This window comes from Paenibacillus sp. HW567, assembly GCF_000374185.1.
In the GTDB taxonomy this organism is placed as follows: Bacteria; Bacillota; Bacilli; order Paenibacillales; family Paenibacillaceae; genus Paenibacillus_AQ.
In genome coordinates this window covers 3358565-3385489 of the sequence record NZ_KB910518.1, presented here as the reverse complement: position 1 = coordinate 3385489, position 26925 = coordinate 3358565, and the positions used below count along the sequence as shown (strand labels likewise).

Sequence of the window (26925 nt, the reverse complement as noted above, 5' to 3'; positions counted from 1 at the left end):
ACTTCTCGTTGGGAGGCGGACCGAGTGGCTTGGGTGGAGACTGCAGACTGGAATGAAGATAAAAGATATTTGTCCATCACAACGGCCGGTTCGCCGCAGGAGCTGAAGGCAAGGCGCAGCGCCTGTCAAGATGTACTGCTGGAGCAGTTAAACGTTATCCCGATCGAGGAATGGATGTCCCGGGTCAATGCCATGCATGACCGGATTGCCGGGACAGCAGTCGGCATATGTGAGGCGCAGATGAAGGAGGCGGGCTACGGCCCGCCTCCCTGCGCCTATTCCTTTATTGTCTTCGGCAGTGCCGGCAGACAGGAAGCTACGCTGTGGAGTGATCAGGATAATGGCCTAATTGTTGAAGGTGAACCGGATGGGCATAAAGCAAGTTATTTTGAGGCCTTCGGGGCAATGATGTCCGATGTGCTTGAAGAAGCAGGCTATGAGAAATGTGAAGGCAAAGTGATGTGCTCAGAGCCCTTGTGGCGCAAAACGCTGCCGGAATGGAAGCGGCAACTGGAAGGCTGGATGAGCCAACTGGAGTGGGAACCGATCCGGTATCTCATTATTGCTTCCGATATGCGTCATGTAGCCGGAAGTGAGGCGTTATCCACAGAGTGGCGTGAATCTTTTCATGCCGGATTCGTCAATAACGAGAAGCTGTCTACGGCCGTGCTCCGCAATACGGTCCGCCACAAAGCGACGCTGAATCTGCTTGGGCAGGTGCTTACGGAACGTTTTGGCGATTATGCCGGCGGATTTGATGTTAAATATGGTGTCTATATCCCTCTGGTTAATATTGTAAGGCATTTATCGTTACTGCACGGTGTCTGGGACAGCTCGACACTGAAGCGGCTTGAGCTTCTGGCTGGGCTGAATGAGTATCAGCATCTGGAGGATATCCGCCGCGCCTTTTTAACTGCTCTGCGCATGCGTGTGAATACACCCTATACCGTTCAGGACGGCTTGTTATCCAGCAGTGACTACATTGCTGAAAGTGATCTGAAGAATAAGCAGCTCTTGTCTGAGCTGCGGGAAGGTCTGCTGCTCGTCAGGCGTCTGCACAAGGCACTGCAGCGTCAGCTCCGGTCAGCGGAAAGGAGGCAGTCATGAAGGAGCCGAACAAAGGCGGAGGATTCTGGAACAACCTCAGACAGGGCGGAATGCCGTCCGCCATCGCTTCCATGAGGGGCGGGGAATCGGCACAGCAGACCGCACAGCAGATGGCATTTATCCGCTCCCTTATGCGAGAGAAGCGGCGCCCTGAAGTACTGCATACCCCGCTATCTGAACTGGAGACAGTTATTTTCGATCTGGAAACTACAGGCTTTTCCCATCAGCATGGAGATGAGATTATTTCTTTTGGTGCGATAAAGGTGGTGGGAGAGCAAATCAAGGAAGAGGAATGCTTCTATACTCTGGTGAACTGTCAGGCAGCAATTCCGGAGGATATTACAAAGCTTACGGGAATTTCGGAAGAGATGACATCAACAGCGCCGTCCTTGATGGACGCACTGCATAATTTCATGTCATTTGTCGGCCAGCAGGTGCTGGTGGCACACGGCAGCAATCATGATAAGTCTTTCTTAAATGCGGCTCTGTGGAAAACCTCCAAGGTCCAGCTTACCCACAGAGTGCTCGATACAATCATGCTGGCCCGCTGGCTGGAGCCACACCGCAGCAACTACACACTGGATGAGCTGCTCGCCGTTCACGACATTCCTATTCATGGCCGGCACAACGCACTTGAGGATGCCAAAATGACGGCTAAATTATGGGTATCTTACATGCGTGAGATTTCCCAGAAACGACAGATTGAGACTCTGGGAGATCTGTACGCTTATCTAAGCAGACCATAGAGTGGCGCGTGCAGCAGTCTATGGTTGGGATTTCCGTCCGCTCCGGGCTGCCGGTCGATATAGAACCCATTCAAGCGCGGAGGCTCCTTGCCATTTGATCCGGGAGAACCGATCAGATACACCTTGAATTCAGCGCCTAGGGAAGGTAGGCCCTGAATATCGGCGGTGGAGGGCCAGGGGCTGGAGTGCGGGTGGGAATGAAACAAACCGATGGGGGCGGGATCGAGGTAGAGTGCTTTAACCCATTCCTGCGGATCGGGAACAAAGGCATGCAGCGGGTCAGGCGCTACGTTGCGCATGGGCATATAGTCGTTGATGCGCATGCCGCCCGCTGCGGCAGCACCCAGCAGCACTCCGCAGGCCTCCTGCGGAGTACAGGACAGCAAGTGCTTCCCCAGCGCAAGCTGTACGGAGGAACTCAGCGCTATGGGCTGGATTTTTCCCTGGAATGCTGTCATTTGTTCACCCCTCTCTCTTCATAGGGTTTCGTCTTTGGCGAAATCCTCTTTTTTATTTATTTTTTGCAGATAATGGATGGTTTGAAACAGGGCCTGATGAGGGAACAATAGGAGAAACCCATCCCATTTGCAAAGGATAAACCTCTATGAAAGCTGTGAATAAACGTAATCTAACGGTCCTGGCCGTTATTGTATTTTTGGTCTTTCTGGCGGTAGAGCATAGATTAAAGCCTGAGCCGGAGGCGGTTCCTGCAATTCAGCAGCAGTCAGCCCCGGAGCTTAAGAGCGGTACCGGTGAGGGTCTGCTGGCCCCTGCGTTTTCTATGCAGGACAAAGACGGCCACAGCTATAAGGTAGGCGGAACCCGGGAAAAGGCGGTCTTGCTTAACTTTTGGGCTTCGTGGTGTGATCCTTGCCAGAAGGAGGCGCCTGCTCTCAATGCGCTGGCACTGAAATACAACAATGTGCTGGATATTTACGGAATTAACGTAACCAGTCAGGATTATAAGCCGAATGCGGAACGTTTTGTCAGAAAGTATATGCTGGCGTTTCCGATCTTGTATGATCTGAAAGGCGAGGTGTTTGATAAATATAAAGGCGTGGTATTCCCTACCAATGTGCTGGTTGACAAAAATGGGGTGGTTTCCGAGGTGATTCTCGGTTTTCTGTCCCCTGATGAGCTGGAAAAGAAAATTATTGCCCTTACCGGCTCCTGATAAGCAGCAATGGAGTAATAATGAAGTAATTGCTGAAACAAAGCCCCTCTGCATCACGGAAAGTTCCGGCTGCAGGGGGGCTTTGTTTAGCTTAGACAAGGACAAACTGTCAGTCGGAATTAGTGATTCACAAGTCCGCGGGGCTCGCTGCTTGTTTCCTTGCCGTTCTCCAGCGATATTTGTCCAAGCAGGGCATAACGCATACTGTCGACCAGCGCTTCCCAACTGGCTTCGATGACGTTGCTGGATACACCTACGGTACTCCAGGTATCCTTGTAGTCTTTGGACTCAATCAATACGCGCACCTTCGCAGCGGTCTGATCCTGCTCATCCAGCACCCGCACCTTATAGTCGGAAAGGTGCATATCCTTAAGCTGCGGGAAGTAGGTGAGCAGCGCCTTGCGCAGCGCGTTGTCGAGCGCGTTGACCGGGCCGTTGCCTTCAGCGGCGGTATACAGATTCTCACCGCCGACTCTAAGCTTGACGAATGCCTCGGAAACTACAGGATGTCCGGCTATTTTTTCTACAAGCATCTTGAAGGATTCGAAGGTGAACAATTCGTTCACCTCTCCGGTTGCTTCGCGAAGCAGCAGCTCCAGGGAGGCATCGGCGCCTTCGAATTGGTAACCCTGATGCTCCAGAGTTTTGATTTTGTCGATCACCTTGCGGGCCTGCTCGCTGCTTGGGTCAAGGCTGAGCCCCATGTCCTGCGCTTTGGACAGAACGTTGCTCTGTCCGGCCAGCTCGGATACGAGCACTCTTTGCTTGTTCCCGACCAGCTCCGGGGCAATATGCTCATAGGTGCGGGAATCGCGCAGAATTGCGGATACATGAATTCCGCCTTTGTGCGCAAAAGCGGCATTGCCAACATATGGCTGATTCACCGGAAGGTTCACATTGGCGACCTCGCTGATGAAATGAGCCGTATTTGTAAGCTGAGGCAACGAATCGCCAGGGATGCAGTGATACCCCATTTTGAGCTGGAGGGTGGGAATGATTGAGCATAGGTTGGCGTTCCCGCAGCGTTCGCCATAGCCGTTGATTGTGCCTTGAACCTGACGGACTCCAGCTCCGATTGCACTAAGCGCATTGGCGACCGCCAGCTCACAATCGTTATGTGTATGAATACCGAGTGAAGCTCCAGGGAGCTGAAGGGCAATGCTAGAGACAATCTCCTGAATTTCAAAAGGCAGAGTTCCGCCGTTCGTATCGCACATCACCAGCCAATCGGCACCTGCGCTACGGGCTGTCGCCAGCACGGCAGCAGCGTATTCGGCATTGTTCTTATAACCGTCGAAGAAATGCTCGGCATCAAAAATGACTTCGAGGCCCTTGCGTTTGAGGTAGGAGATGGATTCGCCGATCATGGCGAGATTTTCTTCAAGTGTAGTTTGCAGGGCAGTATGCACATGGAAGTCCCATGATTTACCGACCAGTGTGGCTGCAGGAACACCGGCGTCGATCATCCTTTGCAGGTTGTCGTCATGCTCGGTAATGGAGTTCTTGCGCCGGGTGCTGCCGAATGCGGTAATTTTGGCATTCAGATGCAGCTCCTTGACTCTTTTAAAAAACTCAATGTCTTTGTTGTTGCTTCCCGGGATGCCACCTTCAATATAGTGAACGCCCAGATCATCGAGTTTCTTGGCAATTTTCAGCTTGTCATCCGCCGACAGACTGATACCTTCACCTTGGGTGCCGTCACGCAGCGTCGTATCGAAGATGGAAATGGACTTAGACATGAGAGTCCTCCTAGAAGTTTGAATTTTTATATTATAGCATTTTTACGCGGGAATGTAACAAAGAACTTTACAGCAGGCCGAGATTTATTGACCTTCCGCCGGAGGAAGAGGTATGCTGAAATCAACACTTTGGAACCCTGAATATAAGAAGGTAGATATTGTGCAGAATGTGGATCAATATTATCCAACAAGCGGCAGGGTTATTTTGCATGTGGACATGAATGCTTTTTATTGCTCTGTGCATGAGGCGGAGGACCCTGATCAATACAAAGGAAAAGCAACAGCGGTTGCCGGCAGCGTGGAGCTGAGGCGGGGAATTATCGTAACCTGTTCCTATGCAGCGCGCAGGCAGGGGATCTCAACGGGAATGCAGGTGCAGAAGGCGCTGCGCCTTTGTCCTTCGCTTATTTTGATTAAGCCGGATTTTCATCTATACCGCAAGTATTCGAATGCGTTCATGCAAATTGCCTACAGCTACACGCCGCAGCTCGAAGCCGTCTCGATTGACGAATGTTATCTCGATATTACCGGCTCCCGCCAATTCGGAACACCGCTGGAAATCGCCGAAGCCATTCAGCGGCGGATTATGGAGGAACTGGGACTGCCCTGCTCCATCGGCATTGCACCCAATAAGCTGCTGGCCAAGATTGCATCCGATCTGAAGAAGCCTAACGGCATCACCGTCCTGCGGCTGCGCGATGTGCCGGGTGTCCTGTGGAATAAGCCCTGCAATGAGATGTTCGGCATTGGCGGCAAAACGGCGGAGAAGCTCCGCAGGCTGGGGATCTACAGTATCGGGCAGTTGGCCGCTGCGGAGGAGAGCATGCTGGTCGAGCATTTTGGCGTGATGGGTTCATGGCTGAAGCGGGCGGGGAACGGGATAGATCATGGTGAAGTGAACCCTGAACGGGAGCAGAGCAAGTCTATTGGGCATACGACGACACTGCCGCGCGACGTTGTCGGCTTAGCCGAGGCCCGGCCAATTCTGCTGAATCTCAGTGACCAGGTAGCGCGGCGGCTGAGAAAGCAAGGATTGGTAGCGGCGGGTGTACAGCTCACAATTCGCACGCCTGAAATGAAGACCATCACCCGCTCCCGCCAGCTTGAGGCTCCAACGGAAAACGCAGATGACATCTACAAGGCGGTCTGCGACCAATTTGCGAAGCACTGGAAGGGGGACAAGCCTATTCGTCTATTGGGTGTAACTCTGCAGGGGCTGACCCCCAAAGAGGATTCCGCGATCCAACTGGATCTGTTCGATTATGAACGCCAGCCTAAGAAGGAGTCGCTTACCAAAGCGATGGACATGCTGCGCAATAAATTCGGCGAGAATGCCGTGCTGACAGCGGGGATGCTCAGTGACAGCCATTCGGCGCGTCTGCGCAACCACAAGGAGCGCGGGACCTCCCTGCAGAAGGACAATCTCCACGAGGTTGACCCTGCGGATGACTGAACAGGCGGTTTTTGAATACGGCGGCAGTGTAGCTGCATATTACGTCAAAATGGGAAACGGACTCAAAACTCATTGAAATTGTATTCCATTTATATTAATATGAGAAAAATAACAGGCTGCTATTGCAGTGCTGTATTGTTCAACGGGAGGCAGAGGAAAAATGGCTAAATACACTTGGGTCGAAAAAGATACCTGCATCGCATGCGGTGCTTGTGGAGCGACGGCCCCTGATATTTATGATTATGATGATGAAGGCTTGGCAGAAGTGATCTATGAGAATGACGGCAACCGTGGTGTAACCGCGATTCCCGATGATTTATTCGATGATTTGCAGGATTCTGCCGATGGATGCCCAACGGACTCCATCAAAATTGCGGATGCTCCTTTTAACAAAGAGGGTTAAGCCTCTAAGGTATTCGTATCTGCGCAAAATATAAGGACCTGATGAAGGGTGGCCTCCATCAGGTCCTTATATTTCCATAAAGACATCTCTTTGCTGCGATAAATGCGGCTAGGGATGTCTTTTTTTGATGATTCAGCCGATATAAACTAATAAAGATTAAAGTAACTCATAACCCGGAGGCCCCGATGAAAAACTCGCAGCATCTTAAAGCATATGTGCAAATGCACCCTGATAATAAGATGGCATGGTACTTGCTTGGTAAGGAATATTATAAGAACGGCCAGCATGGGAAGGCTAACTACTGCTTCAATCAGGCGGGCGGAGTATATGAAGCTTTCGAGCACAGCAAGGTTCCTGCGGAAATGCTGCGTGAGTATGAAGAAGGATTGCTCAATACAGCGCGGCAGCGGCATGATTCCAAGCTTAGAAGGAATAGGGTAATGCTTGCGCTTGTGCTGCTATTGCTGCTGTTCATACCCTCGGCGGTAGCCCCGGAAGGAAGCACGGGTGAACCCGGCGAGCCGGCAGCGGCGAATGCGGCTTCAGGGCTGGAGGACCCGGACGTCCCGGCATCGACACCGGAATCGGCTCCGGCATCAGAGGAAGTAAAGTCTTCGCAGCCTGCGGCAATGGGCTTCACGGCGACAGGTGAAGACGCAGCTTCGATGGGCCGGACCTTGGCCAAGACGGTGCAGAGCGGGCAGGATACATCCAGGACAGCTATCCTGACCATGAAGCGTTCGGGACAATGGCTGCTATGGAAAAAGAATCTGCCGCTTGCCGCTACAATTGAGAAGGACAAGGAAGGCAAGGTTGTTTACCAGTCCTATGATCCGGCTGCCTGTGCTTGTACGCCCCCGGAAGCAGGAGGGCTGAAGAAGCAGGCAGGGTCATGGCAGCGCAGCCAGGAGGAGCTGGCCGTGCTCTCGAGCGCCATCCGCTCTTACAAGAACAGCAAAGGCGCGTTGCCGGAGGCACTGCAGGAGCTGACCAAATCTTTTCCGGAGAATATTCTGGGCGGAACGACCCCGCTGATGAAAAAGAACTTCGCTGCATTGCGCGCGGCGGCAGCCCCGCAGCCTCCAGAAGCTACGGCGAAGCCTGCCGGGCCAGAGGCGTCGGCTATCCCGGCGGCGGGCCAGGGAAGCGGCAATGGGGCAGGGGCGTCAGGCGGCGGGAAATCAGCAGATCAGCCTTTTTTTACCAGTCCGCTTAGAATTATTGTAGATAAACAAAAACACCGCCTGGCAGTGATCAGCGGCAACATCATTCTGCGGAACTATGAGGTTGGACTTGGAGGGGGCAGGACACCGGAAGGGGAGTTCGAAATCTCCGATAAGGTGGTTAATCCGAACGGGCGCGATAACGGTGAATTCGGCAGCCGCGGCATGCAGCTCTCGGATACCAACTATGCTATTCACGGTACGAATGAGCCGGACAGCATTGGCAAGGATGAGTCCAAGGGCTGTATCCGGATGAAACGGGAGGATGTGGAGGAGCTGTTCGCGATGGCGCCGATGGGAACGAAGGTCGAAATTACAGAGGGGGTTCTGCCTGATGAGCCGCTGCTTCCAGAGGAACGCTTCCCGTCCAGTGCACCAGAGAATCAGACCAACCCCCACAAAGTCTACCATTGGCTGGATTAATTTCCTGCTACTATAAATAAAACAAGAATCAGAAGCACCAGAAGCACCAGACTGACACTGATCCATAGGATTGCACTGCGGTTAACTTCTTCTTTCTTTTGCTGCAATGTGGGTGGTTTGCGTTTTGTGGACATATCGTTCATCCCTCTTTCTCTCTTCGTCAGTGATTACCCTTACATTGTAATGCGTTTACAAGAAAAATACTATACTCGGCGTTTCGCTCCGGAGCAGTGCAGGGTAAAAAACTTTTCTTTTCCCCCGGAAACGGCTAAAATTAAGAAGAAACCTACAGAATCGGGGAGTTACCTGCATCACTTAAGGGTTCCCTTTGAAGGAGCGAGAACGGTGCTGTATCGACATTTAGGCAAACCTATTTTCTTTAAAATGGACCCGGAGAAGGCGCACCATCTCGTCATCGGCGGACTGAACAAATCAAGTCTTGTGCCCGGCGGAAACGCGGCAATGCGTCTGATGTACGGCGTTCCCGAGACGGCCGATTTGGCGGTTGACCTGTTCGGACTGCATTTCCCGACTCCGGTGGGACTGGCTGCGGGCCTGGATAAAAATGCTGAAGCGGTAGGGGGCTTCTCCTCTATAGGATTTGGATTTATGGAAGTGGGCACGGTGACGCCGAAGGGCCAGCCGGGCAACGACAGCCCGCGGCTATTCCGCCTTCTGCCTGACGAAGCGCTGATTAACCGGATGGGCTTCAATAATGAGGGCGCGGAGGCGATGGCGCAGCGGCTGAAGGCGCTCGGGAAACGCAGGATTCCGGTGGCGGTGAACATTGGCCGCAACAAAACAACGCCAAATGAATCGGCGCATGAGGATTACCGCCAGTGTATCCGTACGCTATATCCGTACGGTGATTTTTTTGTGGTCAATATCAGCTCGCCGAATACGCCGGATCTGCGCAGTCTGCAGCACGGCAGCGAGCTGTCGAATCTGCTTGCACAAGTTCAGGAAGAAATGGAGCTTCAGCGTGTGCAGAGCGGTACCGCCAAAAGCCTGCTGGTCAAAATTGCTCCCGACGTCAGCGATGCCGAGCTAGAGTATATGGTACATACGCTCTCTGAAGCCGGAATGGACGGTGTGATTGCCACCAACACTACGCTTAACCGTGAAGGGCTGAAGAGTGACAAGGCAGGCGAGACAGGGGGCCTCAGCGGCAAGCCGCTGCGCGACCGTTCGACTGAAATTATTCGCAGAATCTACCGCCAGACCGACGGCAGGCTGCCGATCATTGGTTCAGGCGGTATTTTTACCGCTCAGGACGCATATGAGAAGATCCGGGCAGGCGCAAGCCTGGTCGAAATTTATACAGCTCTCATCTATGAGGGACCGGAGGTTAACCGCAGAGTGCACGCCGGACTACGGCAACTGCTGCGGCGCGACGGATTCTCTCATATCCTGGAAGCGGTGGGTGCTGATCATCACTGAAGGATGAATGGACAGGAGGACTAAGGCGATGGACGTCAGGGACTGGGGAACATTTTTGCTTCCATATGAACAGACAGTGGAAGAATTGAAGGTTAAATTCAAAACAATGCGCGCGGAGCTTAAGAAAAGAGAAGAGTACACCCCTATCGAGTTCGTGACTGGACGCGTAAAACGGCTCTCAAGCATTCTTGAGAAGGCTAAGCGCTTGAATGTGAAGATGGAGGACCTGGAAACGGGCATTGAGGATATCGCCGGCATTCGCATTATGTGCCAGTTCGTCGAGGATATCCGCAGAGTCGCGGAATATATCCGTGCCCGCAAGGACCTGGAGGTCCTCTACGAGAAGGACTACATTACGAATTATAAGGAAAGCGGCTACCGCAGCTTCCATATGATTATTAAATACCCGGTACAGACAGCCCTGGGGCAAAAGATCGTGCTCGCCGAAATTCAGATCCGTACCTTGGCAATGAACTTCTGGGCAACGATTGAGCATTCCCTGAACTATAAATACCGGGAGAGTCTCCCGGATGAAATGCGCCTGCGGCTGAAGACGGCAGCGGAAGCCGCTTCGATACTGGACAGCGAGATGTCCAGCATCCGTGATGAAATTCTGGATGCGCAAAAAACATTTGAGGATAATTCGAACACTACAACGCAGGTGCTGAAGGCGATTCATCAATTGTATTTCTATCACCTGGTCAATGAAGCCATCGAAAGCCAGGAGCGCTTTAATCAACTCTGGCAGGTGCAGGATATGGAAGCGATGAAATCGCTGCTGGAGCATGTGCGGGAGCTGCTCTCGAACGCCAAGAAGGACAGTCTGCCGGATGGCCTATGAACCGTTGTACCTGGCTTACCTGGTCTACTTCAACCGGGACAGGGATTATTTTGAATGCCATGAGGTGCTCGAAGAGCTGTGGCTGGCAAAGGATCGCGATCCGCTCTACAAAGCGCTGCTGCAAGTAGCGGTAGGGTTGTATCACTTCCGCAATCACAATGTGCGCGGCGGCAGAATCATGCTGAACCGGGCGCATGAAGTGCTGCAGCGTTATCCCGCAGAGACGCTTGGCATTGATCTTGCCAGGCTGGCAAGAGAGGCTCAGGAGTATGCACGGAGGCTGGAGAACTATGCAGAGCAGCCGTTCGATTATTTTGACCTGACGATTGTGCCCCTGGACCCGGGTCTGGCCGAGGCGGTTGCTGCTGCAGCGCTGGAGATCACACCCAGTAATCCGCAGCGCCGCGGTCCGCAGAGACCGGCAGCATCCCGCCGCAAGCAAGGTAATGAATAGCAAGGCTACCACAGGAGCACCCTCAGGGGTGTTCCTTGATTATTGGAGGACGGAATCATGGCGGCACAACTGCCCGGCTCTTTCATGCAGCGCATGAAAGAAATGCTGGGAACGGAGTATGAGCAATTTGCGGATTCATATAAGGAAACTCCCTATGGAGGAATTCGCGCCAACCTGCTAAAAATTTCGGTGGAGGAGCTGCTGGCTCTCTCCCCTTTTACACTTGCACCTATTCCCTGGTGCCCGTCAGGGTTCTATACAGAAGAGGGGGCAAGACCCGGCAAACATCCTTACTACCATGCCGGACTGTATTATATTCAGGAGCCTAGCGCGATGGCTCCGGTGGAACTGCTGGACGTGCAGCCAGGCGACCGCGTGCTGGATCTATGTGCGGCTCCGGGCGGCAAGTCGACACAGATTGCGGCCAAGCTGCAGGGGAAGGGCCTTCTGGTCAGCAACGATCTTCACCCGGAGCGGACCAAAGCTCTGGCCAAAAATCTGGAGCTGTACGGCGTACGCAACGGAATTGTGCTCAATGAGAACCCCGGGCGGATTGCGGCAGCTTTTCCCGGATTTTTTGACCGTATCCTGATCGACGCGCCTTGCTCAGGTGAAGGCATGTTCCGCAAGGATGAGGACATGGTGAAGCAGTGGGAGCCGGAAACGCCGCTGAAATATGCCGCTATGCAGCGTGAGATTCTGGAGTCGGCTGTAGCGGCGCTCAAACCGGGCGGTACTGTGGTGTATTCGACCTGTACCTTTGCTACCGAGGAGAATGAAGGAATTATCGGCGGGGTCCTGGACAAGCATCCGGAGTTTTCGCTTGTTTCCGTGGGCGGCACCGGTTCCTTCGCACTTGGACTTGGCGGGCTTCCGGGTGCCGCCCGGCTGTGGCCGCATAAGGTCAAAGGCGAAGGCCATTTTATGGCGGTGCTCCGCCATGAGGGCAGCGGCAGCTCTGACGGGGAGCCTGCAGAAAGACTAGAGCAGGCTGGTCAGGAACAAGCGCTGGCTGCTTCCTCACGGAGCAAATCCGCCAAAGCTGCTTCGAGGTCACATCCTGTGCGGGCAGAAGGCGGGCGCGGCGGCAAAGGCAGCCGATCTGCCGGCAAATCCGGCGGGGGAGCCCAAGGCCGCCAGCTTCCAGGAGCAGGAGGAGAAGACGCTGCAATTGCGGCGTATAGTGAATTCGCCAAAGACCAGCTCGGCTGGCAGCCAGCAGGATATCCGGTGCTGTTCGGGGATCATTTGTATATCTCCCCGCTGCCCAAGGCGGCGCTGGACGGTCTGAAGACCATCCGCCCGGGCTGGTATGTGGGACATGTCCGCAGCGGGAGATTTATTCCCGGACATCCGCTTGCTACCGCGTTGCATCCGGCTGAAAGCATCCGCAGTCTCTCGTTACCGGGCGCCGGCAGTGAGGCAGTCTCCTATCTGAAGGGGGAAACACTGTCTGTCCCTGAGGAACGCCTGTCCATACAACCGGGGAATTCCGCCAAGGGGTATGTTCTGGTCTGTATTGACGGCTATAGTGCAGGCTGGGCCAAATGGCAGAACGGCATGCTGAAGAATGAATATCCCGCTGGCTGGAGGTGGACCTAAACTATGAGCGCATCAGGTAATGCTGCAAAAAAACAACGGATTGACAAGATTCTGTCGCACATGGGCATAGGCTCCCGCAGCGATATCCGCAAACAGGCCAAGCAGGGGCTGATCACCGTGAACGGCGTTGTAGTTAAAGACAGCGGCTTTCATGTTGACCCCTATCTTGACAGGATAGAAGTCAACGGCGAACCTGTGCTATACCGTGAATATATCTATCTCATGATGAACAAGCCTCCGGGCGTACTGTCTGCTACGGAAGACAAACGGGACCGCACGGTGCTTGACTTGCTGAAGCCGGAGTATGCGCAGTTCGAGCCATTTCCGGTCGGAAGACTGGACAAGGATACGGTGGGCTTATTGCTGCTGACCAATGACGGGCAGCTTGCCCATGAGCTGCTCTCGCCGCGCAAGCATGTGCCGAAGACCTACGAGGCTACTGTCGAAGGCGAAGTCGATGCCGCCGATGTGGCTGCTTTTGCGGCCGGTGTGGAGCTTGAGGACGGTTATGTGACTCTGCCTGCGCAGCTAACTATCCTTGGCAGAGAGCGGGGGACGGTGACCCATTCGCAGATCTCGCTCATCATCACCGAGGGGAAATTCCACCAGGTGAAGCGGATGTTTTTGGCGGTGGGCAAGAAGGTAATATTTTTGAAGCGTGTGGCTATGGGCGGTCTTAAGCTGGATGAGAGTCTTGCACCGGGCGCTTGCCGGGAGCTGACTGCCGGGGAACTGAAGCTGCTGGGCGGCGGAGGAACGGAGCTTTAATAAAGTACGTCCGGGAAATGATTTTATACCGCTTTGATTAATATAACAGCCTCAGTTTACGTTTTTTGTATAAAATGATCTAAGCTCAAACAGATAAAAGAGTGACAAGGATGGTGGAGTATGAAATACAAGCTGATTGCACTGGATGTGGATGGGACGCTGTTGAACGACGATCACCAGCTCAGCTCCGAGAACAAGGAGGCAATTGCGGAGGTTACGCGGCAGGGCGGGCTAATCGTACTTTGCACGGGCCGCAGTCCGCAGAATTCAATTCCGTTCATGGAGGAGATGGGGCTGTCCGGGTATGTGCTGGGTCACAATGGAGCAGCAACGGTACGTGTGGAAGACCGCGAGGTACTGCATATTTACGGACTGGATGCGCGTGGTCTGGACCCTTATATTGAATACTGCCGCGAGCGTAATATTCACTATGATATCAATACGGCTTTTGACATGTATGTAGATAATGTGGAGAACCTGACGGAAGAAGCCCTCTTTATGTATGAGCATTTCCGGGTTATGCCGGCGTCGCTTCCTGCGTGGGAGGATTTCCGCGAACCGGTTGTTAAGTTTACGGTATTTACTAAGTCAGATGTTCTGGATGAAGCACAGCGCGAGTGGGCGACCTGGTCGCAGCAGTATAATATTTTGCGCAGCGGCGAATTTTTCGTTGATTTCATGCATCCGGATGCCTCTAAGGGCAACGCGCTGATGAACCTGGCCACGCAGCTCGGCATCCCTCAGGAGGAGGTCTTGGCGATCGGGAATTATTATAATGATATTTCAATGCTCACCTATGCCGGTCTTGGCATTGCCATGGACAACTCCCCGCTTGAGGTCAAGGCGGCGGCGAACGTAATTACTGGCACTAACAACGACAACGGGGTGCGTGACGCGCTGGTTAAGTATTGTTTGTCGTGATACGGATAAATGGATAATGTATTGGCTGCAAAAGTATAGAATAGAGTCCTTGGCGGCTCTGTTTTGTGCTTTTTTGTGTTGAAGTCCGATGAACGATTGTGTACTGCTGATTGGGTGAACCTTTCCGATAAAAAGGCTGTTTTTCCTATCTGGCTGTAAAAAACGCTATGGAATTTACATCTTCTATAGGACTGATTTTTACAGAGGAGGAACCCCCGCTTGCAGACTCAGATAAAGGTGAGCAAGGAAAAGGAACAGACTTCCGTTCATCATAAACCGTACAGCTATGAGCAGACGTATATGAAGCCAGCGGCTGCGCGGCAGCCGGACCCGGTGGAAATTATCCGGCGTATCCGCAAGAACCCGGCTTCGCTGTCACGGGAGGATCAGATGGCGCTCCAGCGTATCCTGGGCAATCGCGCCGTTGTTCAGTTGTTATCCGAGCTGAAGAAGAACGGTAAGAAAGAGGAAAAGACGGGTAGCGAGGGAGACGGAAAGCAGGAGGGGAAGGGACCGGGAGGTCTGGATAAGGCCAGTGCGAGTCAGGGGGCTCAGGCTGTGGAATCCGCTCAACCTGTACAACCCGAACCCGTGCAACCCGAACAACCCTTACAACCTGCACAGGTGGAAGAAGCGCCGGTGGTTAAAGTGGAGCGGCAGGCGAGTGAGCCGCAGCCCCAGAAGCAGGGGCGGAGCCAGGGTGTGGAACGAGCGGCTGTGAAACAGAGCAGCGCTGTTCTTGAGCAGCAGCCAAGCAAGAAAATAAAGGGATTTCTAAAGAAGAATCTGCTGGAAAGCCCTGTAAAGGGGAAAGCTTCGCCTGGCAGTGTAGAAGGCACTGTGGAATTGGCTACTGGAGCACTGGGCAGAGAAGAAAACCCTGTACCTGCTCAGCAGAAGAAAGAAGCAGGAGTCGATTCTAAAGCTACGGGCGAACCAGCGGCGGAGTCGGCTGAAGTACAGTCAGCGTATGAGAAGGACGGCAAGGCTGGCGAGTACTCAAAGGGCAGCAAAGAAGCAAAGGGCGGCAAGGGTGGTAAGAGCAGTAAAGGCAGCAAGGAAACCCAGGATGCCAAGGATGCTAAGGAAGGCATGGCTGGAAAAGGAAGTAAGGACGCTAAGGACGCCTCAGGGAAGTCTGGAAAAGCCGAGCAGGCCGCGTCAAAGGAGCCTTCACTGGGAACTGCTCTCGGCGCCATAGCCGGGGACGGCAAGGAAACCCCGGCCAAGGCCAAGAAGGTCAATATCCGCGGCGAAGATCCGGGGCAGATCCTGGATCAGCTCACCCATGTTCAGCCTACCGAGATGGGGGATGCCTATGCCCAGGCTGTTGACGTTTCCGCAGGAGCTTTTGCGAAGCAGAAGCAAAAGGCGAAGCAGTCCCTCCCGGTCATTCCCGCACCGACCGGACTGAAAGGGAAGGTGCTGCAAGCCCGGAGAAAGCCGGTGCCGCTGAAGCACGCTGCTCCAGAGAGCTATAAGAGCGAACGGTCCGGGGGAGCTGCAGCTCCGGGGAACCTCGAACGCATGAACATCGGCTCCTCCGGCCCAGAGGAAAACCCCGAAGCCATCATGAGCGAAATCCGTTCCGCCGCAGCCCAGCCGCCCGGCATCAGCATGACCGGCGAAGCCGATCCTTCCCAAGTGGAGGGCTTCAGCCGAGAAGCCACGCAGCAAGTAGGCGCAGCGAAGCAAGCGGAGATGGGCCAGATCAGCACCCCGTTCGGTGAGAATGATATCTTCCCCGAACCGGATGGCTCGACCCTGAAGGCAAACGCAGAGCTGCAAGGCGGCAATGCTCCTTCTGCCAAAAAGCTGCCGGGCCTCGCCATCCCGGGCGAGATGACCGCAGGCCTGAACAAGACGCTGGCCCCGGAAATGAACAAGCAGCTCGGTGCCAAGCAGGCCGAATACAGCAAGGAAAAAGAAAAATTCGACAGCAAAGTCATGCTCTCCAAAGCGGATAGCCACTCGCAAATCCAGAAGGCCGAAGCTGAAGCCAAAGAGCAGCAGCTCAGCCAGCAGGCCGGAGCCAAGGCCGAAGTGAATGCCCTGCGCGGCGAGTGGAAAAGCGAACTGGATGCCGCCGAAGCCGACTATGCCGGACAAGCCGGAGCCGCAGCCCAGCAGAAGAAAAGCGAAATCAACACCGTGCGCACCGAAAAGGAACGCGAAGCCCAAAAGCGGCAATCCGAAGCCGAACAAGAAGCCACGACCGCCTATAGCAAAGCCAAAAAAGAGGCCGACGGAAAACATGAAGAAGAAAAAGCCAAGGAGGAGAAGAAAGGCGGGTTCCTCGGCTGGGTGAAAGACAAACTCGAAGCAGTGGTCGAAGTTGTCAAGAAAGCGGTCAACTTCATTTTCGAGGGTCTGAGAAAAGCGGTTAAATTCATTTTTGAAAAGGCGAAGCAAGCCGTGCTGGGCATCATCGAGCTGGGCCGCAAGCTAATCACCACCCTGATTCAAGGCCTGGGGAATTTGCTCAAAAAGCTGGTCTCGGTCGTGTTCGCCAAATTCCCGGGCATTGCAGCCAAGATTTGCAGCAAAATAGACGGCGTCGTGAACAAAGCGGTGAAAGCCGTCAACCAGCTCGCACAAAAGCTCAAAACGAAAGTCACCCAGGTCATGGACTTCCTGGCTACCAAAGTGGATCAGGCCTTGGCTGTTGTGCAGAACTTCTACACGAAACTAATCTCCACCATAGGCAACCTCCTGATCGCTGTGTTCCTCGATGTGATGGAACGGATCGGAGCGCTCGGCAAGGCAGCGAAGCGGTCCTTCAGCCATTTGGAAGGCAAGATGTGGGAGTATCTGCTCGGTGTGGACATTTCGAAGCCGCTAGGCGCAGGTGCCGCAGAAGGCGGGGCAGAGCAGGAACAGGAAGCGGGAGAACCGCAGCCGGAAGAGAAGCTTACCGCAGACGACATCGAAATGGAGTCGGTCGAAGAGGGCGAAATGGACCCTGAGCTGGTCCAGGACATGAACCTCAAGGACGGCGAAACCAAGCAGCTTCCGGGCAGCAGCGACCCGCATACGATGGATAGCATCATGGCGGATTTTGATACCGGAAAAGCGAACCAAAGCCTCGGCGGCAAAATCGCAGACGGCGTATCGCTGCGGGCAAACAATGCCAAAATGGTGTTTGACCAGATCAAAACATATGTAATAAAATGGATGAAAGCCCATGGATTACAGCTCTTGGCCGCCATTGTAGGGATACTGGTCGGCGTTGTGGCTGCGGAAATTCTCACAGGCGGAGCGGTCACGGCTTTTCTTCCGGTCCTGATGAATATTGTCATGACCGTCATGGAAGCGCAGGCGATTGTATCCGTGGCGCAAACCCTCGCACAGGCCTCGGGCTATATCGGCACGTACCTGAGCCAAGGCTGGCAAAAGCTGATCGAACCGGCGGCCATCGCGCTGGCAACAGCACTGGCGATGGGTCTCGTTGAGCTGGCGATGGAGCTGGGCTTCAAGGGCCTCGGCAAGGGACTCAAGAAGACCGGACAAGCCATGAAGAAAGGCGCAGCGGCAACGGCCAAAGGTGTAAAGGCCGCCGCAGGTGCGGGAGCCAAGGGCATCAAGAGCCTGTTGAAAACCGGAGCCAAACTGGCCTCCAAGAGCGGCAGCATGATCATCCGCAATGGCAAAATCGTGATCAAGAGCCTGCAAAAAGGATTCATGAAGGGGGTCAAGAAACTCCAAGCCCTGCTTGGCAGGATTCTTGCGAAGTTCAAGTTCAAGAAGTTTAAGCTGGAGCGCAAGGGGAAACATATTCGTCTGTATGGCGAGGTTAATCCTTGGGTGCTGCTCGCGGACGGAACGATCGAAGAAGTCGACAGTCTGGAAGGCAGAAAAGCAGGAATCAGCACTCAGGATGAACTGGATAAGCTCAAGGGCTTGACGGACTCCCAAAGAGTAGACGTCTATAATAAGGCCGTTGCTAGTAAAGACGGTAAGATAGATTTTGATAATATTAAAGAACCGGGAGTAGTTGGTAATGATTTTGTAGGTACATTGAAGGGAGAAAAAGTCACTCTTCCTGGTGTGAAAACAAAAGAAATAGTATACACTAAAAGACTTCCGGAGGATACGGCGCAACTTCGTAGAGAATTTGATAGTACTGTGAGAAAAAAATTCCTAAAGGAATTTGCGAATGATTCCGTAAAAATTCAAAAACTTAGTAAAGCAGGTTTATCAGAATCTGATATTGCAAGAATGAGGGATGGCTTTGTACCAAAAGGATGGCAAGTTCATCATAAGTTACCACTAGATGCTGGTGGTACGAATTCACTTGATAATCTAATTTTAATTAAAAATGACCCCTACCATAAAGTAATCACAAATGCACAAAATGAACTAACAAGAGGCTTAGAGGCAGGACAAAGTAAAAAGATAAATTGGCCAATTCCAGAGGGAGATATCTATCCTTCAGGGGAATAATTTGATTAGGAGGAGTGAGCAAATGTTAAATAGTTTATTAATTGAAATTCAAAAAATTGAAGAACGATATGGAGGTAAGCTTAATGAACCGGCAACTAGTAAAGATCTCAAGAAGTTGGAGGAGGTCATCAAAGATAAATTCGATGGTTTAATACTACCTAGCGAGTTCATTGAGTTTCTTACGAAAGTAAATGGACTGGATTTTAATGGTTTGGTGATATACGGGGTTGATAATTTTTTATTGACTTCACAAAGTGAGGATGAAATAAATGGTTTTGTTGAAACAAATGATCTATGGTATGAAAATGAATGGCAAAGAAAATTCGTTTTCTTTGGGGATTCAGATATTGCTTGGTACTGTTATGATCTAACCGATAAAATTTTTTTGGAACTTGATAAACCATCCGGCACTATAATGAACACTTTCATTAACTTTAATGATATGCTGGTGAACGCACTTGAAAATAGGCTAAATTAATCTAATTTACAGAATTTATTAATTACTGTAACTGTGTGTGATAAATATTGCAAGATCTGTAATAACCCCCCCTTTTCCAAAATTAAACTGAGATCTAAGTTAAGGAGGAAGAGGCACCTCTGGCCTGATAATTTCGAGTCTTGGGTAAAGGAGCTACCACAATTTCTTACGTAACCAAAGAAACCTTGATTGGCCCTGGGCCATTCAAGGTTTCTCTTTTAGCAGAACTCAAGATGGTATAGCGAGCAAGAGCGTTTATGCGCGGCGTTGCTGGGATGCTGGAAGCACATGCGAGTCAGCAGTCTATTGCTCGTCAGCAAGGGCTTTTTGAATCCGCAGGCCTTTAGGAAGGTGATTCTTGAGCTGTCCCGCGCTGGCCTTGCCCCAACTGACCGGCAGTCCTTGGACGGTTACCAGTGTCCAGCCGTGCAGACCGGGCGGGACAGCCAGGCTCTCGCCGCGCAGCCAGGCCTGAATGTCCAGACTGTCCGCCGCCAGATCATAGCTGTGTGCCGCCTGTTCGGGCGTAAGGGCCATGGCGAGGGCATGGGCCGGTTCGATCCGGTTTTTCTTCAGATGAGCCACATGCAGGCCCGCGCGCGGCACTTTCAGTCCTTCCAGCAGGCCGGTATGCAGGCTGGCACTAAACGCCTCCGGCAGCAGATACAGGGATTCACCGAAGAGCAGAGGTACGCCCTGGCCGGTAAATCCGGGCAGCTCAGCGGCTGCCCAGCTCATAAATTGCTGATAGGCATCGCGGACGGCGGAAAGCGGCCTGGAGGCATTTTTGCCACGTCCGCCGCCGCGTTTGCTGCGGCTCTGCACGGCTTCCTCTGAGACGGCTTTGCGCAGCAGCGCAACGAAATGGCCTTCGCCTTGTTCCAAATGGGGCCACAGGCGCCGCTCCGCAATCAGCTCCATATCGGGATAGCTGTCCAAGAAACGCAGGATCGTTTCTTCATTTTCTGTACGGTTGAAGGTACAGGTTGAGTAGGCGAGGCTGCCGCCCGGCTTAAGCATAAGATAGGCATCCTGCAGAATGTCCCATTGTCTTGCCGCACACATCTCCACATGCCCAGGAGACCACTCGTCTATCGCTGCGGGGTCCTTGCGGAACATCCCTTCGCCGGAGCAAGGAGCATCGAGCATGATCCGGTCGAAGACTGCCGGGAACCGGCGGGATAAATCTCCAGGAGCCGCACATGTAACAATCGCATGCGGGATGCCTAGACGCTCTACGTTTTCCGCCAGTATTTTGGCCCGCTCCGGGTGAATCTCATTGGATACGAGCAAGCCTTGTCCCTTCATCAGGGCAGCGATATGCGTTGTTTTGCCGCCTGGAGCGGCTGCAAGATCAAGCACGGATTCTCCGGGAAGCGGCGCCAGCAGCTCGGCTGCGGACATTGCCGACGGCTCCTGAATATAATATAGTCCGGCAGCATGAAAGGCGTGGCGTCCGGGCCGGGCGGGTTCTTCATAATAATATCCTGAGGGACACCAGGGCACAGGCGTAAGGCCGAACGATGAGATTGCATGCTCTGCCGCATCCTGTCCTGAAGCCGAGGCGCTTTTTAAAGTGTTGAACCGCAGACCCTGGGTCCGCCGCGCATTATAGCTCTCCAGAAAAGCGTCCGCCTCCTGCCCCAGCATCTCTCTAATCCGGGCAGTGTAAGCGGCGGGCAGCCGTTCTTCATTCATATGACATTCTCCTCTTGTCAAAATCTTAGATAGGTGTTAAGGCTCTTCTTAGTTGCTGTTTCAGGTGGATACCGATAAAATCAAGGTATGGGACCTAAACGTACCTGTAAATTTATATGTACATATATCACTATATCATAATTGCCGGGTCGCACCGTATTCAGGGCAATTGTAAAGGGGATGTCCTTATGAACTTGCTGCAAGCGCTATTTTTCCCGCCGGAGCAGCCCGGTGGTGTATCTTCCATGATTCCGCATTTGCAGGAACGCTTTCGTTCGAACCGCTGGGAGATGGATTTATTCTGGCTGCCCAAGCGAATCCGGGGCAAGGGGCGTGAAGAGATCGTTTTTGAAACCTTTGACTGGACCCTATATGGCGAAAGTCCGGTTGTGCAGAAATATATTCAGACCTACAGGGATTATATCTGGTGGACAAAACTTCGGATGAGCAAAAAATATGATCTGATTCATGCCCACCATCCGATTGCAGGTCTTGCGATGAAAAAAATTTATCCCGAGGTTCCGCTTATTCAGACCCTGCATTCCAGCTACGAACGCGAGCTGATTCTCAATGGGGCCATTGTAGAAGGGGGGCTGGAGCATCGGTTCCTCGTGTCGATCTACCGTGAGCTGGAGCATGTCAGCGACCGTCTGATGACGGTATCGCGCTCTTTTGCCGAATATTTAGCTCCTTATATTGATCAGCCTTCGAGAATCGGAGTGATTCCGAACGGTTTTGACGAAAAAAGATTTAAGCCTGTGCCGCATGACAATGATATTCCGCAACTGGTTACAGTAACCCGTCTGGTTCCGGCCAAAGGCATCGACACGTTGTTCAAGGCATGTGCGGAGCTGAAAAAACGCAATCTTGAGTATGTGCTGCATATTATTGGCGATGGTCCTTCACGTGCAGAGCTGGAGCTGCTGGCTCAGAATCTTGGCATATATAATGAAACGATTTTTTATGGCTATACCCTGCATCCGGAAGAGTTCATGCCGTTCTTTGATATTTTTGTGCTCCCGTCGCGGGCGGAAGCCTTCGGATCGGTATTCGCGGAAGCTGCGCTTAGCTGTCTGGCGCTGGTCGGTACGAGTGTGGGCGGAATTCCCGAGCAGATTGAAGACGGTGTAAACGGTCTGCTGGTTGAGCCTGATGATGAGCTGGCTCTGGCGGATGCGCTGGAGAAGGTGATCAGCGATCCTGGCTACCGTTACGAGTTGTCCCGTTCGGCTTGGGATAAAGCGAAAAGCCAGTACTCTTTGACGCGTGTAGCCAATGAGCTGAAAAAAACTTATCTGCAATACCAGCAGGGAATGAAGGGGTGAGGTTATGATTCCATTTCGTTTCCTGCATGCTGCGGATCTGCATCTGGACAGCCGTTTTGCCGGACTGGTGCAGCTTCCGCAGGCCATACGCTCCTATTTGCGGGAGTCTACCTTCGCCGCCCTCGGGCGGCTTGTTGGCGTAGCTGTCCAGGAAGAGGTGGATTTTGTCGTCATCAGCGGCGATGTGTATGATGTCTCCGATGCCTCCTTGCAGGGGCAGCTTCGTTTCCAGGAGGCACTTGGGGAGCTGGGAAGACACGGCATTGCAGTATATCTGATTCACGGCAATCATGACCCGCTGGATGGGCCGCGTCTGAATACGGAACCACCCGGGCATGTAACGGTATTCGGCAGCGGAGAGCCGGGACAGGCCATCGCCTGCCGCCGCTGCGATGGCCAGGAGGTGGCAGTGGTCAGCGGCATCTCCTATCCAACGGCCAAAGTGACGGAGAATACAGCGCTGCTCTTCAACCGCAAACCGGGCAGCAGTCTGTTCCATATCGCTTTGCTCCACGGCAATGTGGACGGAGACCTCCAGCATGAGACCTATTCACCCTGCACCCGCAGAGACTTGATTGGGCGGGGATATGACTACTGGGCGCTGGGACATATACATAAACGAAGTATTCTGCATGATTGTCCGGCGATTGTATACCCGGGCAATATCCAGGGTCGAAGCGTCAAGGAAACAGGGCCAAAGGGCTGTTATATCGTGGATGTGGACAGCGAAGGCCGGACGGACCTCCGGTTCCATGAGCTGGATTCTATCCGCTGGCAGGTTCGTGAGCTATCCATTGAAGGCTTTGAGGACGAAGCGCAATGGACACAGTCTGTAGAGCAGGCCATAGAAGAGATCAGGGATGAGCTTCCGCAACGGATGTCTGTGGTGCGTTTCCGGCTTACGGGGCGTGGCGCTCTGCACAAGGTACTGTCCGAGAAAGGGGCGGCGGATGATCTGCTCGCCGAGCTGCAGCGCAGAGAAACAATTCGTGCAGAGCACAAAGAGTATGCCGGGCTGGTCTGGACGGAAGGGTTCACTGTGGAAACCGGTCTCGCCATTGACCGGGAGCGGCTGCTGCTGGAGGATAGCTTCCTTGGAGAAATGCTGCGGCAGGCCGGGCGAAGCGGACAATCGGCAGAAGAGCTGGAGGAGTTGATCGGCAGTGCGCTGAAACCGCTGATGGAGAACCGGGAGCTGCGTCGTTTGCTCTCAGCGGCGGGAGAAGAGGAGAAGCAGGGCTGGCTTAGAAGTGCGGCAGAGCTTGGCATTACACTGCTTGCCGGAATGGATGAAAATGACGGGCATACAGGCAGTATGCTCCCGACTGAAGCCGGAGGCAAGAGTGCAGATGCTGAGGCCGAAACACCGGAGCGGGGGAGTGCTAGATGAGAATAGAGGAGCTGCAGATTGGCGGGTTCGGCCGTCTGCATAATCGGGAGTTGAGGCCGGGTCAAGGAGTCACCGTTCTCTATGGCCGCAATGAGGCCGGTAAAAGCACGACGCTGCAGTTCATCCGCTCTATGCTGTTCGGAATTTCCAGCAGAGCTAATCCTGTGGAACGATATGAGCCGTCACAGGGCGGACAGCATGGGGGCATGCTGGTTGCGCGCGACGGCGAAGGTGCTCTGTGGAGCATCCGCCGGTATGCGGCAGGAGGGGATACACAGAGTAGAGGCGAAAAGCTGCAGATCACCGTCAGCTATCCGGATGGAAGAACGGAGGAAGCGGATCAGGGCGAGATGGAGCGCCGTCTGCTGGGCGGTATTTCCCGCAGTATGTTCCGGCAGTTGTTTGCCGTATCGCTGGATGAGCTGCAGGAGCTTGGAACGCTGCAATCCGAGGAAATGAGCAGCTATCTGTTCCATGCGGGTATGGGCGGAGGCGGTGAAATATTGCGGGCGGAGCGGCGGCTGCTTCAGGATGCCGAGAAGCTGTACAAGCCGCGCGGCAAGGTGCAGGAGGCGGCCAAGCTTCTCCAGATGATTGAGAAGCTGGAAAGAGAAGTCGCTGAGAGCCGGTCATATCTGCCAAGATATAATCTGAACACCGCGGCTTTGGAGGCTGCGGAGCATGCGCTTTCAGGGCTGGAGGCGCGGCGGCAGACGGAAGGGGACCGGCTGCGTAAGCTGCGCAAAGTCCAGGATATTCGCGGGCTGTGGCTGAAATGGAGTGAGGCCCGGCTGGAGCTGGAAGGGCTGCCTGTTATTGATTCTTTTCCAGAGGACGGCGCGGCGCGCTGGAACGCGCTGGAAGGAGAAGTCCGCAGTGCTGAAGGCGCGGTACATCGACTAAAGCGGCAGCACAGCGAGCTTGCTGAAGGCCTGGCGCACAATCCGCCGGACAGGCTGCTGGAAGCGCAGGGTCCGCGGCTTGAAGCGCTGGACCGCCGCCGCAGCAGCTATGAGGATAAACAGGCGGAACGTCAACGCCTTACTGGAGAGCTTGCTGCGCTGGAGGGGCATCTGGAGCACGTGCTGCGGGGAATCGGCGCGGGCTGGGGGTCTGCCGAGCTTGCGGGTTTTTCCGGTGCGGCGGCAGACCGTGAAGCCGCACGGCGTTTCGCTGAGGCCTTCACCGGCTATGACCGCCGCATGGAGGCCCGTGAAGCGGAGCGGCAGAATCTCCGCTCCGGCCTGGCCGCCGCCGCCGCTGCGCTGCAGGCGGCAGAGCGGGCACTGGCGCGCGAGCACGCCGCCGGTGCCGAAGACTTCGCGGGCCTGGCTTCGCGCAGCCCGCATGAACTGCTGCAGCTCTGGGACGAGCTGCAGCAGGCTGCCGAGCGCTGGCGCGAAGCGCAGCTCGGCGAAGGGCCGCTGCGCGGCCGCGCAGCCGGCGGGGCCGGCAGCGCCGGGCGCCGGGCGCAGCGCTATCGGCGCCTCCTGCTGGCGGGCGCAGCGCTCACGCTGCTGCTGCCGCCAGCGCTGTGGCTGACCGGCGCGCCGCCGGTCAGCGCCTGGGTCGCGCTCGGCCTGCTGGCGGCGGCCGACCTGGCCCTGTGGGCCGCCCTGGGCGCAGAGCGCAGGGCGGACGCTGCCCCGCCGGGGCACGGCGGGGAGGGCAGCGCAGCCGCAGCGGAGATGCTGCGGCTGCGGGGGCTGCTGCTCTCCGGCGCGGAGCCGGAGAGCGGGCTGAGCCGGCCGGGACGGAGGCCGGCGGGGGGGCCCAGCCCTGACGCAAGCGGGCTGGAGGCCGGGATGAAGGCGCTTCGCAGGCTCATGGAAGCCTGGAGCGCCTGGCGGCAGCGTGTGGAACGGCTGGAGGCCCAGCGGGATGCCTGCCGGATGGAGCTGGACACGCTGACGGCACAGGAGCGGGCACTGGCCGGAGAATTGGAACGTGCCGAGAGTGAGTTCATAGCGCTGAACGGACGCTATGAGGAGTGGCTGTATCAGCACAAGCTGCCGGAGGGCTTGTCGCCGGAAGGACTGCCGGACATCTTCGTCCGGGTCGAGCAGGGCAACGAGCTGCTGCGCCAACAGCACAAGCTTGCTTCGCGGCTGCAAGAATTGGCAGCAGAGTGCTCTGCCTATGAAGATGAAGTACTGGCGTTGATGAATGAAGCCAAGGCGAAGCTGGAAGAAGCAACTGTTCTCCCCGCTTCAAGTGAATCCGCTGCAGCGAACCAGCCGCAAGCGGGGGCGCAGATGAGCATTCGGGAGGAGGTGTCCCTGCTTAGCTGGCTGGAGCTGAGCAAGCGGGAGTGGGATCTGCTGCAGATTGAACTGCTGCGCCGGGAAGGAATTGCTGCACGGCTTCTGGAAGTGAAGGCAGAGCTTGCCGAGAGCAGCCGTGTGCTGGACGAGCTGGCGCAGCGCTGCCGCGAGCTGCTGCAGGAGGGCGGTGCCGAAGGCGGGGAGGAATTTCTCCGGCGGTCCGCGGCTGTACAGCTTCGGACAGAGCTGACGAGGTCGATCCGCCAGTGGGAGCTGGCCATGTTCGGAGGCTGGGAACATACGGGCGCCTCTGAGCTGCTGGCACTGCTGGAGCATCACGACGCCTATGCGCTGGAACAGGAGCGGAACGCTGCGGAGGAAGCTGCGGCGGGCATTGAGGAGGAGCGGAATGCCTTGCTGGAGCACCGGGGCAAGTTGCTTAAGGAACAGGAGCATTTGACGGAACGCTGCATGGAGGATTCGGTGCTTCAGCAATTGGAGGAGCAGCGGGCGGCGCTGCGGATGATCGCAGGCCAGTATGCGGTAACTGCGCTGGCGGCGGAGCTAATGGGCAGAACACGGCGCATTTATGAGCAGGAGAAACAGCCGCAGGTGCTGCTGCTGGCCTCCAATTATTTTGCCAAGCTGACAGAAGGGGAGTATCGGCGGGTAGTTATGACGCTTGGTCACAAAGAGCTTAAGGCCGAGCACAAGGATACAGGGCTGGTGGACAGCGGTCTGCTTAGCCGTGGGACGGCGGAGCAGCTCTACCTGGCGCTCCGGCTGGCGCTCGCGGAGACCATGGCGCGGCAGGCCAAGCTGCCGCTGCTCTTTGATGACCTGTTCGTCAATTTTGATGAACGCCGTCTGCATGCGGCATTGGCCCTGCTGGGTGAACTGTCAGCCTCCCGGCAGATTGTCATGATGACCTGCCACAGACATGTGGCTGAGGCGGCGGCTGCAATAATTCCTGCAGCCTTGGTCGTTCCCGTCTAAACCAGCTACCGGCGCCTTGCTCAATCAGCCCTCACAT

At 54.6% G+C, this 26925-nt stretch carries 21 protein-coding genes; 17 read left to right on the top strand and 4 right to left on the bottom strand.

Annotated features, from left to right (window positions below):
- Positions 1-24 precede the first annotated feature (24 nt).
- Positions 25-1107 (top strand): DUF294 nucleotidyltransferase-like domain-containing protein, encoded by a 1083-nt coding sequence (locus tag B212_RS0115475; protein ID WP_019911812.1) that lies wholly within the window; start codon positions 25-27, stop codon positions 1105-1107.
- Entirely contained in the window at positions 1104-1853 is a 750-nt protein-coding gene (locus B212_RS0115470) for an exonuclease domain-containing protein (RefSeq protein WP_019911811.1), read from the top strand. Before B212_RS0115475 ends, B212_RS0115470 begins: the two co-directional genes overlap by 4 nt.
- Here B212_RS0115470 and B212_RS31545 read toward each other — a convergent pair.
- Positions 1835-2311: a Mov34/MPN/PAD-1 family protein gene (locus B212_RS31545; RefSeq protein WP_019911810.1), complete on the bottom strand. Its 477-nt coding sequence runs from the start codon at positions 2309-2311 to the stop codon at positions 1835-1837. The two genes, B212_RS0115470 and B212_RS31545, sit on opposite strands and share 19 nt — an antisense overlap.
- 146 nt (positions 2312-2457) lie before the next feature.
- Here B212_RS31545 and B212_RS0115460 point away from each other — a divergent pair, with 146 nt between their 5' ends.
- Positions 2458-3027: a TlpA family protein disulfide reductase gene (locus B212_RS0115460; RefSeq protein WP_019911809.1), complete on the top strand. Its 570-nt coding sequence runs from the start codon at positions 2458-2460 to the stop codon at positions 3025-3027.
- A 119-nt stretch (positions 3028-3146) separates the two neighbouring features.
- Here the strand turns inward: B212_RS0115460 and cimA are convergent, their stop codons facing one another.
- On the bottom strand, positions 3147-4766 hold the full coding sequence (gene cimA / locus B212_RS0115455; RefSeq protein WP_019911808.1) for a citramalate synthase: 1620 nt from the start codon (positions 4764-4766) through the stop codon (positions 3147-3149).
- Between the two features lie 112 nt (positions 4767-4878).
- Between cimA and B212_RS0115450 the strand changes: the two genes are divergently transcribed.
- The 3 genes from B212_RS0115450 to B212_RS0115440 all read left to right on the top strand — a co-directional run bounded on the left by B212_RS0115450 (position 4879) and on the right by B212_RS0115440 (position 8268).
- Entirely contained in the window at positions 4879-6219 is a 1341-nt protein-coding gene (locus B212_RS0115450; RefSeq protein WP_019911807.1) for a DNA polymerase IV, read from the top strand.
- Between the two features lie 160 nt (positions 6220-6379).
- A complete protein-coding gene (locus tag B212_RS0115445; RefSeq protein WP_019911805.1) occupies positions 6380-6622 on the top strand; it encodes a ferredoxin in 243 nt (80 codons plus the stop codon).
- A gap of 185 nt (positions 6623-6807) precedes the next feature.
- Positions 6808-8268, top strand: coding sequence for a L,D-transpeptidase family protein (locus B212_RS0115440; RefSeq protein ID WP_019911804.1), 1461 nt, complete (start codon positions 6808-6810; stop codon positions 8266-8268).
- Here the strand turns inward: B212_RS0115440 and B212_RS35025 are convergent.
- On the bottom strand, positions 8265-8402 hold the full coding sequence (locus tag B212_RS35025) for a hypothetical protein (RefSeq protein ID WP_198015863.1): 138 nt from the start codon (positions 8400-8402) through the stop codon (positions 8265-8267). The genes B212_RS0115440 and B212_RS35025 overlap by 4 nt on opposite strands.
- Before the next feature lie 211 nt (positions 8403-8613).
- On the opposite strand from B212_RS35025, the gene B212_RS0115430 reads away from it, so the two are divergent.
- The 8 genes from B212_RS0115430 to B212_RS0115395 all read left to right on the top strand — a co-directional run bounded on the left by B212_RS0115430 (position 8614) and on the right by B212_RS0115395 (position 19215).
- The gene (locus B212_RS0115430; RefSeq protein WP_019911802.1) at positions 8614-9708 is read left to right on the top strand and encodes a quinone-dependent dihydroorotate dehydrogenase; all 1095 of its coding nucleotides are present in this window, start codon (positions 8614-8616) and stop codon (positions 9706-9708) included.
- Between the two features lie 28 nt (positions 9709-9736).
- A complete protein-coding gene (locus B212_RS0115425) occupies positions 9737-10549 on the top strand; it encodes a GTP pyrophosphokinase (RefSeq protein WP_019911801.1) in 813 nt (270 codons plus the stop codon).
- Complete coding sequence (locus B212_RS0115420) at positions 10539-11003, top strand: DUF309 domain-containing protein (protein WP_019911800.1); 465 nt, start codon at positions 10539-10541, stop codon at positions 11001-11003. Before B212_RS0115425 ends, B212_RS0115420 begins: the two co-directional genes overlap by 11 nt.
- Before the next feature lie 57 nt (positions 11004-11060).
- The gene (locus tag B212_RS0115415) at positions 11061-12605 is read left to right on the top strand and encodes an RsmB/NOP family class I SAM-dependent RNA methyltransferase (protein WP_019911799.1); all 1545 of its coding nucleotides are present in this window, start codon (positions 11061-11063) and stop codon (positions 12603-12605) included.
- Positions 12606-12608: 3 nt separating this feature from the next.
- Positions 12609-13373 (top strand): pseudouridine synthase, encoded by a 765-nt coding sequence (locus B212_RS0115410; protein ID WP_019911798.1) that lies wholly within the window; start codon positions 12609-12611, stop codon positions 13371-13373.
- A 120-nt stretch (positions 13374-13493) separates the two neighbouring features.
- The gene (locus tag B212_RS0115405; protein WP_019911797.1) at positions 13494-14294 is read left to right on the top strand and encodes a Cof-type HAD-IIB family hydrolase; all 801 of its coding nucleotides are present in this window, start codon (positions 13494-13496) and stop codon (positions 14292-14294) included.
- Between the two features lie 219 nt (positions 14295-14513).
- Positions 14514-18737, top strand: coding sequence for an HNH endonuclease (locus B212_RS31540; RefSeq protein ID WP_019911796.1), 4224 nt, complete (start codon positions 14514-14516; stop codon positions 18735-18737).
- 22 nt (positions 18738-18759) lie between these two features.
- Complete coding sequence (locus tag B212_RS0115395) at positions 18760-19215, top strand: YrhA family protein (protein ID WP_019911795.1); 456 nt, start codon at positions 18760-18762, stop codon at positions 19213-19215.
- A 303-nt stretch (positions 19216-19518) separates the two neighbouring features.
- On the opposite strand, the gene B212_RS0115390 is transcribed toward B212_RS0115395, so the two are convergent.
- Positions 19519-20913, bottom strand: a complete 1395-nt coding sequence (locus B212_RS0115390; RefSeq protein WP_019911794.1) for an RsmB/NOP family class I SAM-dependent RNA methyltransferase — start codon at positions 20911-20913, stop codon at positions 19519-19521.
- Positions 20914-21101: 188 nt separating this feature from the next.
- Between B212_RS0115390 and B212_RS0115385 the strand changes: the two genes are divergently transcribed.
- From B212_RS0115385 to B212_RS0115375, 3 genes are read left to right on the top strand one after another with little or no spacing between them, the layout of a single operon-like run.
- Positions 21102-22238 carry a glycosyltransferase family 4 protein gene (locus B212_RS0115385; protein WP_019911793.1) on the top strand — a complete coding sequence of 379 codons (1137 nt, stop codon included), beginning with the start codon at positions 21102-21104 and terminating at the stop codon, positions 22236-22238.
- A 4-nt stretch (positions 22239-22242) separates the two neighbouring features.
- Positions 22243-23628 carry a metallophosphoesterase family protein gene (locus tag B212_RS31530; protein ID WP_019911792.1) on the top strand — a complete coding sequence of 462 codons (1386 nt, stop codon included), beginning with the start codon at positions 22243-22245 and terminating at the stop codon, positions 23626-23628.
- Positions 23625-26888, top strand: a complete 3264-nt coding sequence (locus B212_RS0115375) for an AAA family ATPase (RefSeq protein WP_019911790.1) — start codon at positions 23625-23627, stop codon at positions 26886-26888. Before B212_RS31530 ends, B212_RS0115375 begins: the two co-directional genes overlap by 4 nt.
- The last annotated feature ends 37 nt before the right edge of the window (positions 26889-26925 follow it).

Bases quoted from the DNA above. Each gene is read 5' to 3' on its own strand.
- B212_RS35025 (WP_198015863.1), bottom strand. From the start codon at position 8,402: ATGTCCACAAAACGCAAACCACCCACATTGCAGCAAAAGAAAGAAGAA.
- B212_RS0115445 (WP_019911805.1), top strand. From the start codon at position 6,380: ATGGCTAAATACACTTGGGTCGAAAAAGATACCTGCATCGCATGCGGT.
- B212_RS0115460 (WP_019911809.1), top strand. From the start codon at position 2,458: ATGAAAGCTGTGAATAAACGTAATCTAACGGTCCTGGCCGTTATTGTA.
- B212_RS0115440 (WP_019911804.1), top strand. From the start codon at position 6,808: ATGAAAAACTCGCAGCATCTTAAAGCATATGTGCAAATGCACCCTGAT.
- B212_RS0115385 (WP_019911793.1), top strand. From the start codon at position 21,102: ATGAACTTGCTGCAAGCGCTATTTTTCCCGCCGGAGCAGCCCGGTGGT.
- B212_RS0115410 (WP_019911798.1), top strand. From the start codon at position 12,609: ATGAGCGCATCAGGTAATGCTGCAAAAAAACAACGGATTGACAAGATT.
- B212_RS0115420 (WP_019911800.1), top strand. From the start codon at position 10,539: ATGGCCTATGAACCGTTGTACCTGGCTTACCTGGTCTACTTCAACCGG.
- B212_RS0115395 (WP_019911795.1), top strand. From the start codon at position 18,760: ATGTTAAATAGTTTATTAATTGAAATTCAAAAAATTGAAGAACGATAT.
- B212_RS0115405 (WP_019911797.1), top strand. From the start codon at position 13,494: ATGAAATACAAGCTGATTGCACTGGATGTGGATGGGACGCTGTTGAAC.
- B212_RS0115470 (WP_019911811.1), top strand. From the start codon at position 1,104: ATGAAGGAGCCGAACAAAGGCGGAGGATTCTGGAACAACCTCAGACAG.
- cimA (WP_019911808.1), bottom strand. From the start codon at position 4,766: ATGTCTAAGTCCATTTCCATCTTCGATACGACGCTGCGTGACGGCACC.
- B212_RS31545 (WP_019911810.1), bottom strand. From the start codon at position 2,311: ATGACAGCATTCCAGGGAAAAATCCAGCCCATAGCGCTGAGTTCCTCC.
- B212_RS0115425 (WP_019911801.1), top strand. From the start codon at position 9,737: ATGGACGTCAGGGACTGGGGAACATTTTTGCTTCCATATGAACAGACA.
- B212_RS0115415 (WP_019911799.1), top strand. From the start codon at position 11,061: ATGGCGGCACAACTGCCCGGCTCTTTCATGCAGCGCATGAAAGAAATG.
- B212_RS0115375 (WP_019911790.1), top strand. From the start codon at position 23,625: ATGAGAATAGAGGAGCTGCAGATTGGCGGGTTCGGCCGTCTGCATAAT.
- B212_RS0115390 (WP_019911794.1), bottom strand. From the start codon at position 20,913: ATGAATGAAGAACGGCTGCCCGCCGCTTACACTGCCCGGATTAGAGAG.
- B212_RS0115450 (WP_019911807.1), top strand. From the start codon at position 4,879: ATGCTGAAATCAACACTTTGGAACCCTGAATATAAGAAGGTAGATATT.
- B212_RS31530 (WP_019911792.1), top strand. From the start codon at position 22,243: ATGATTCCATTTCGTTTCCTGCATGCTGCGGATCTGCATCTGGACAGC.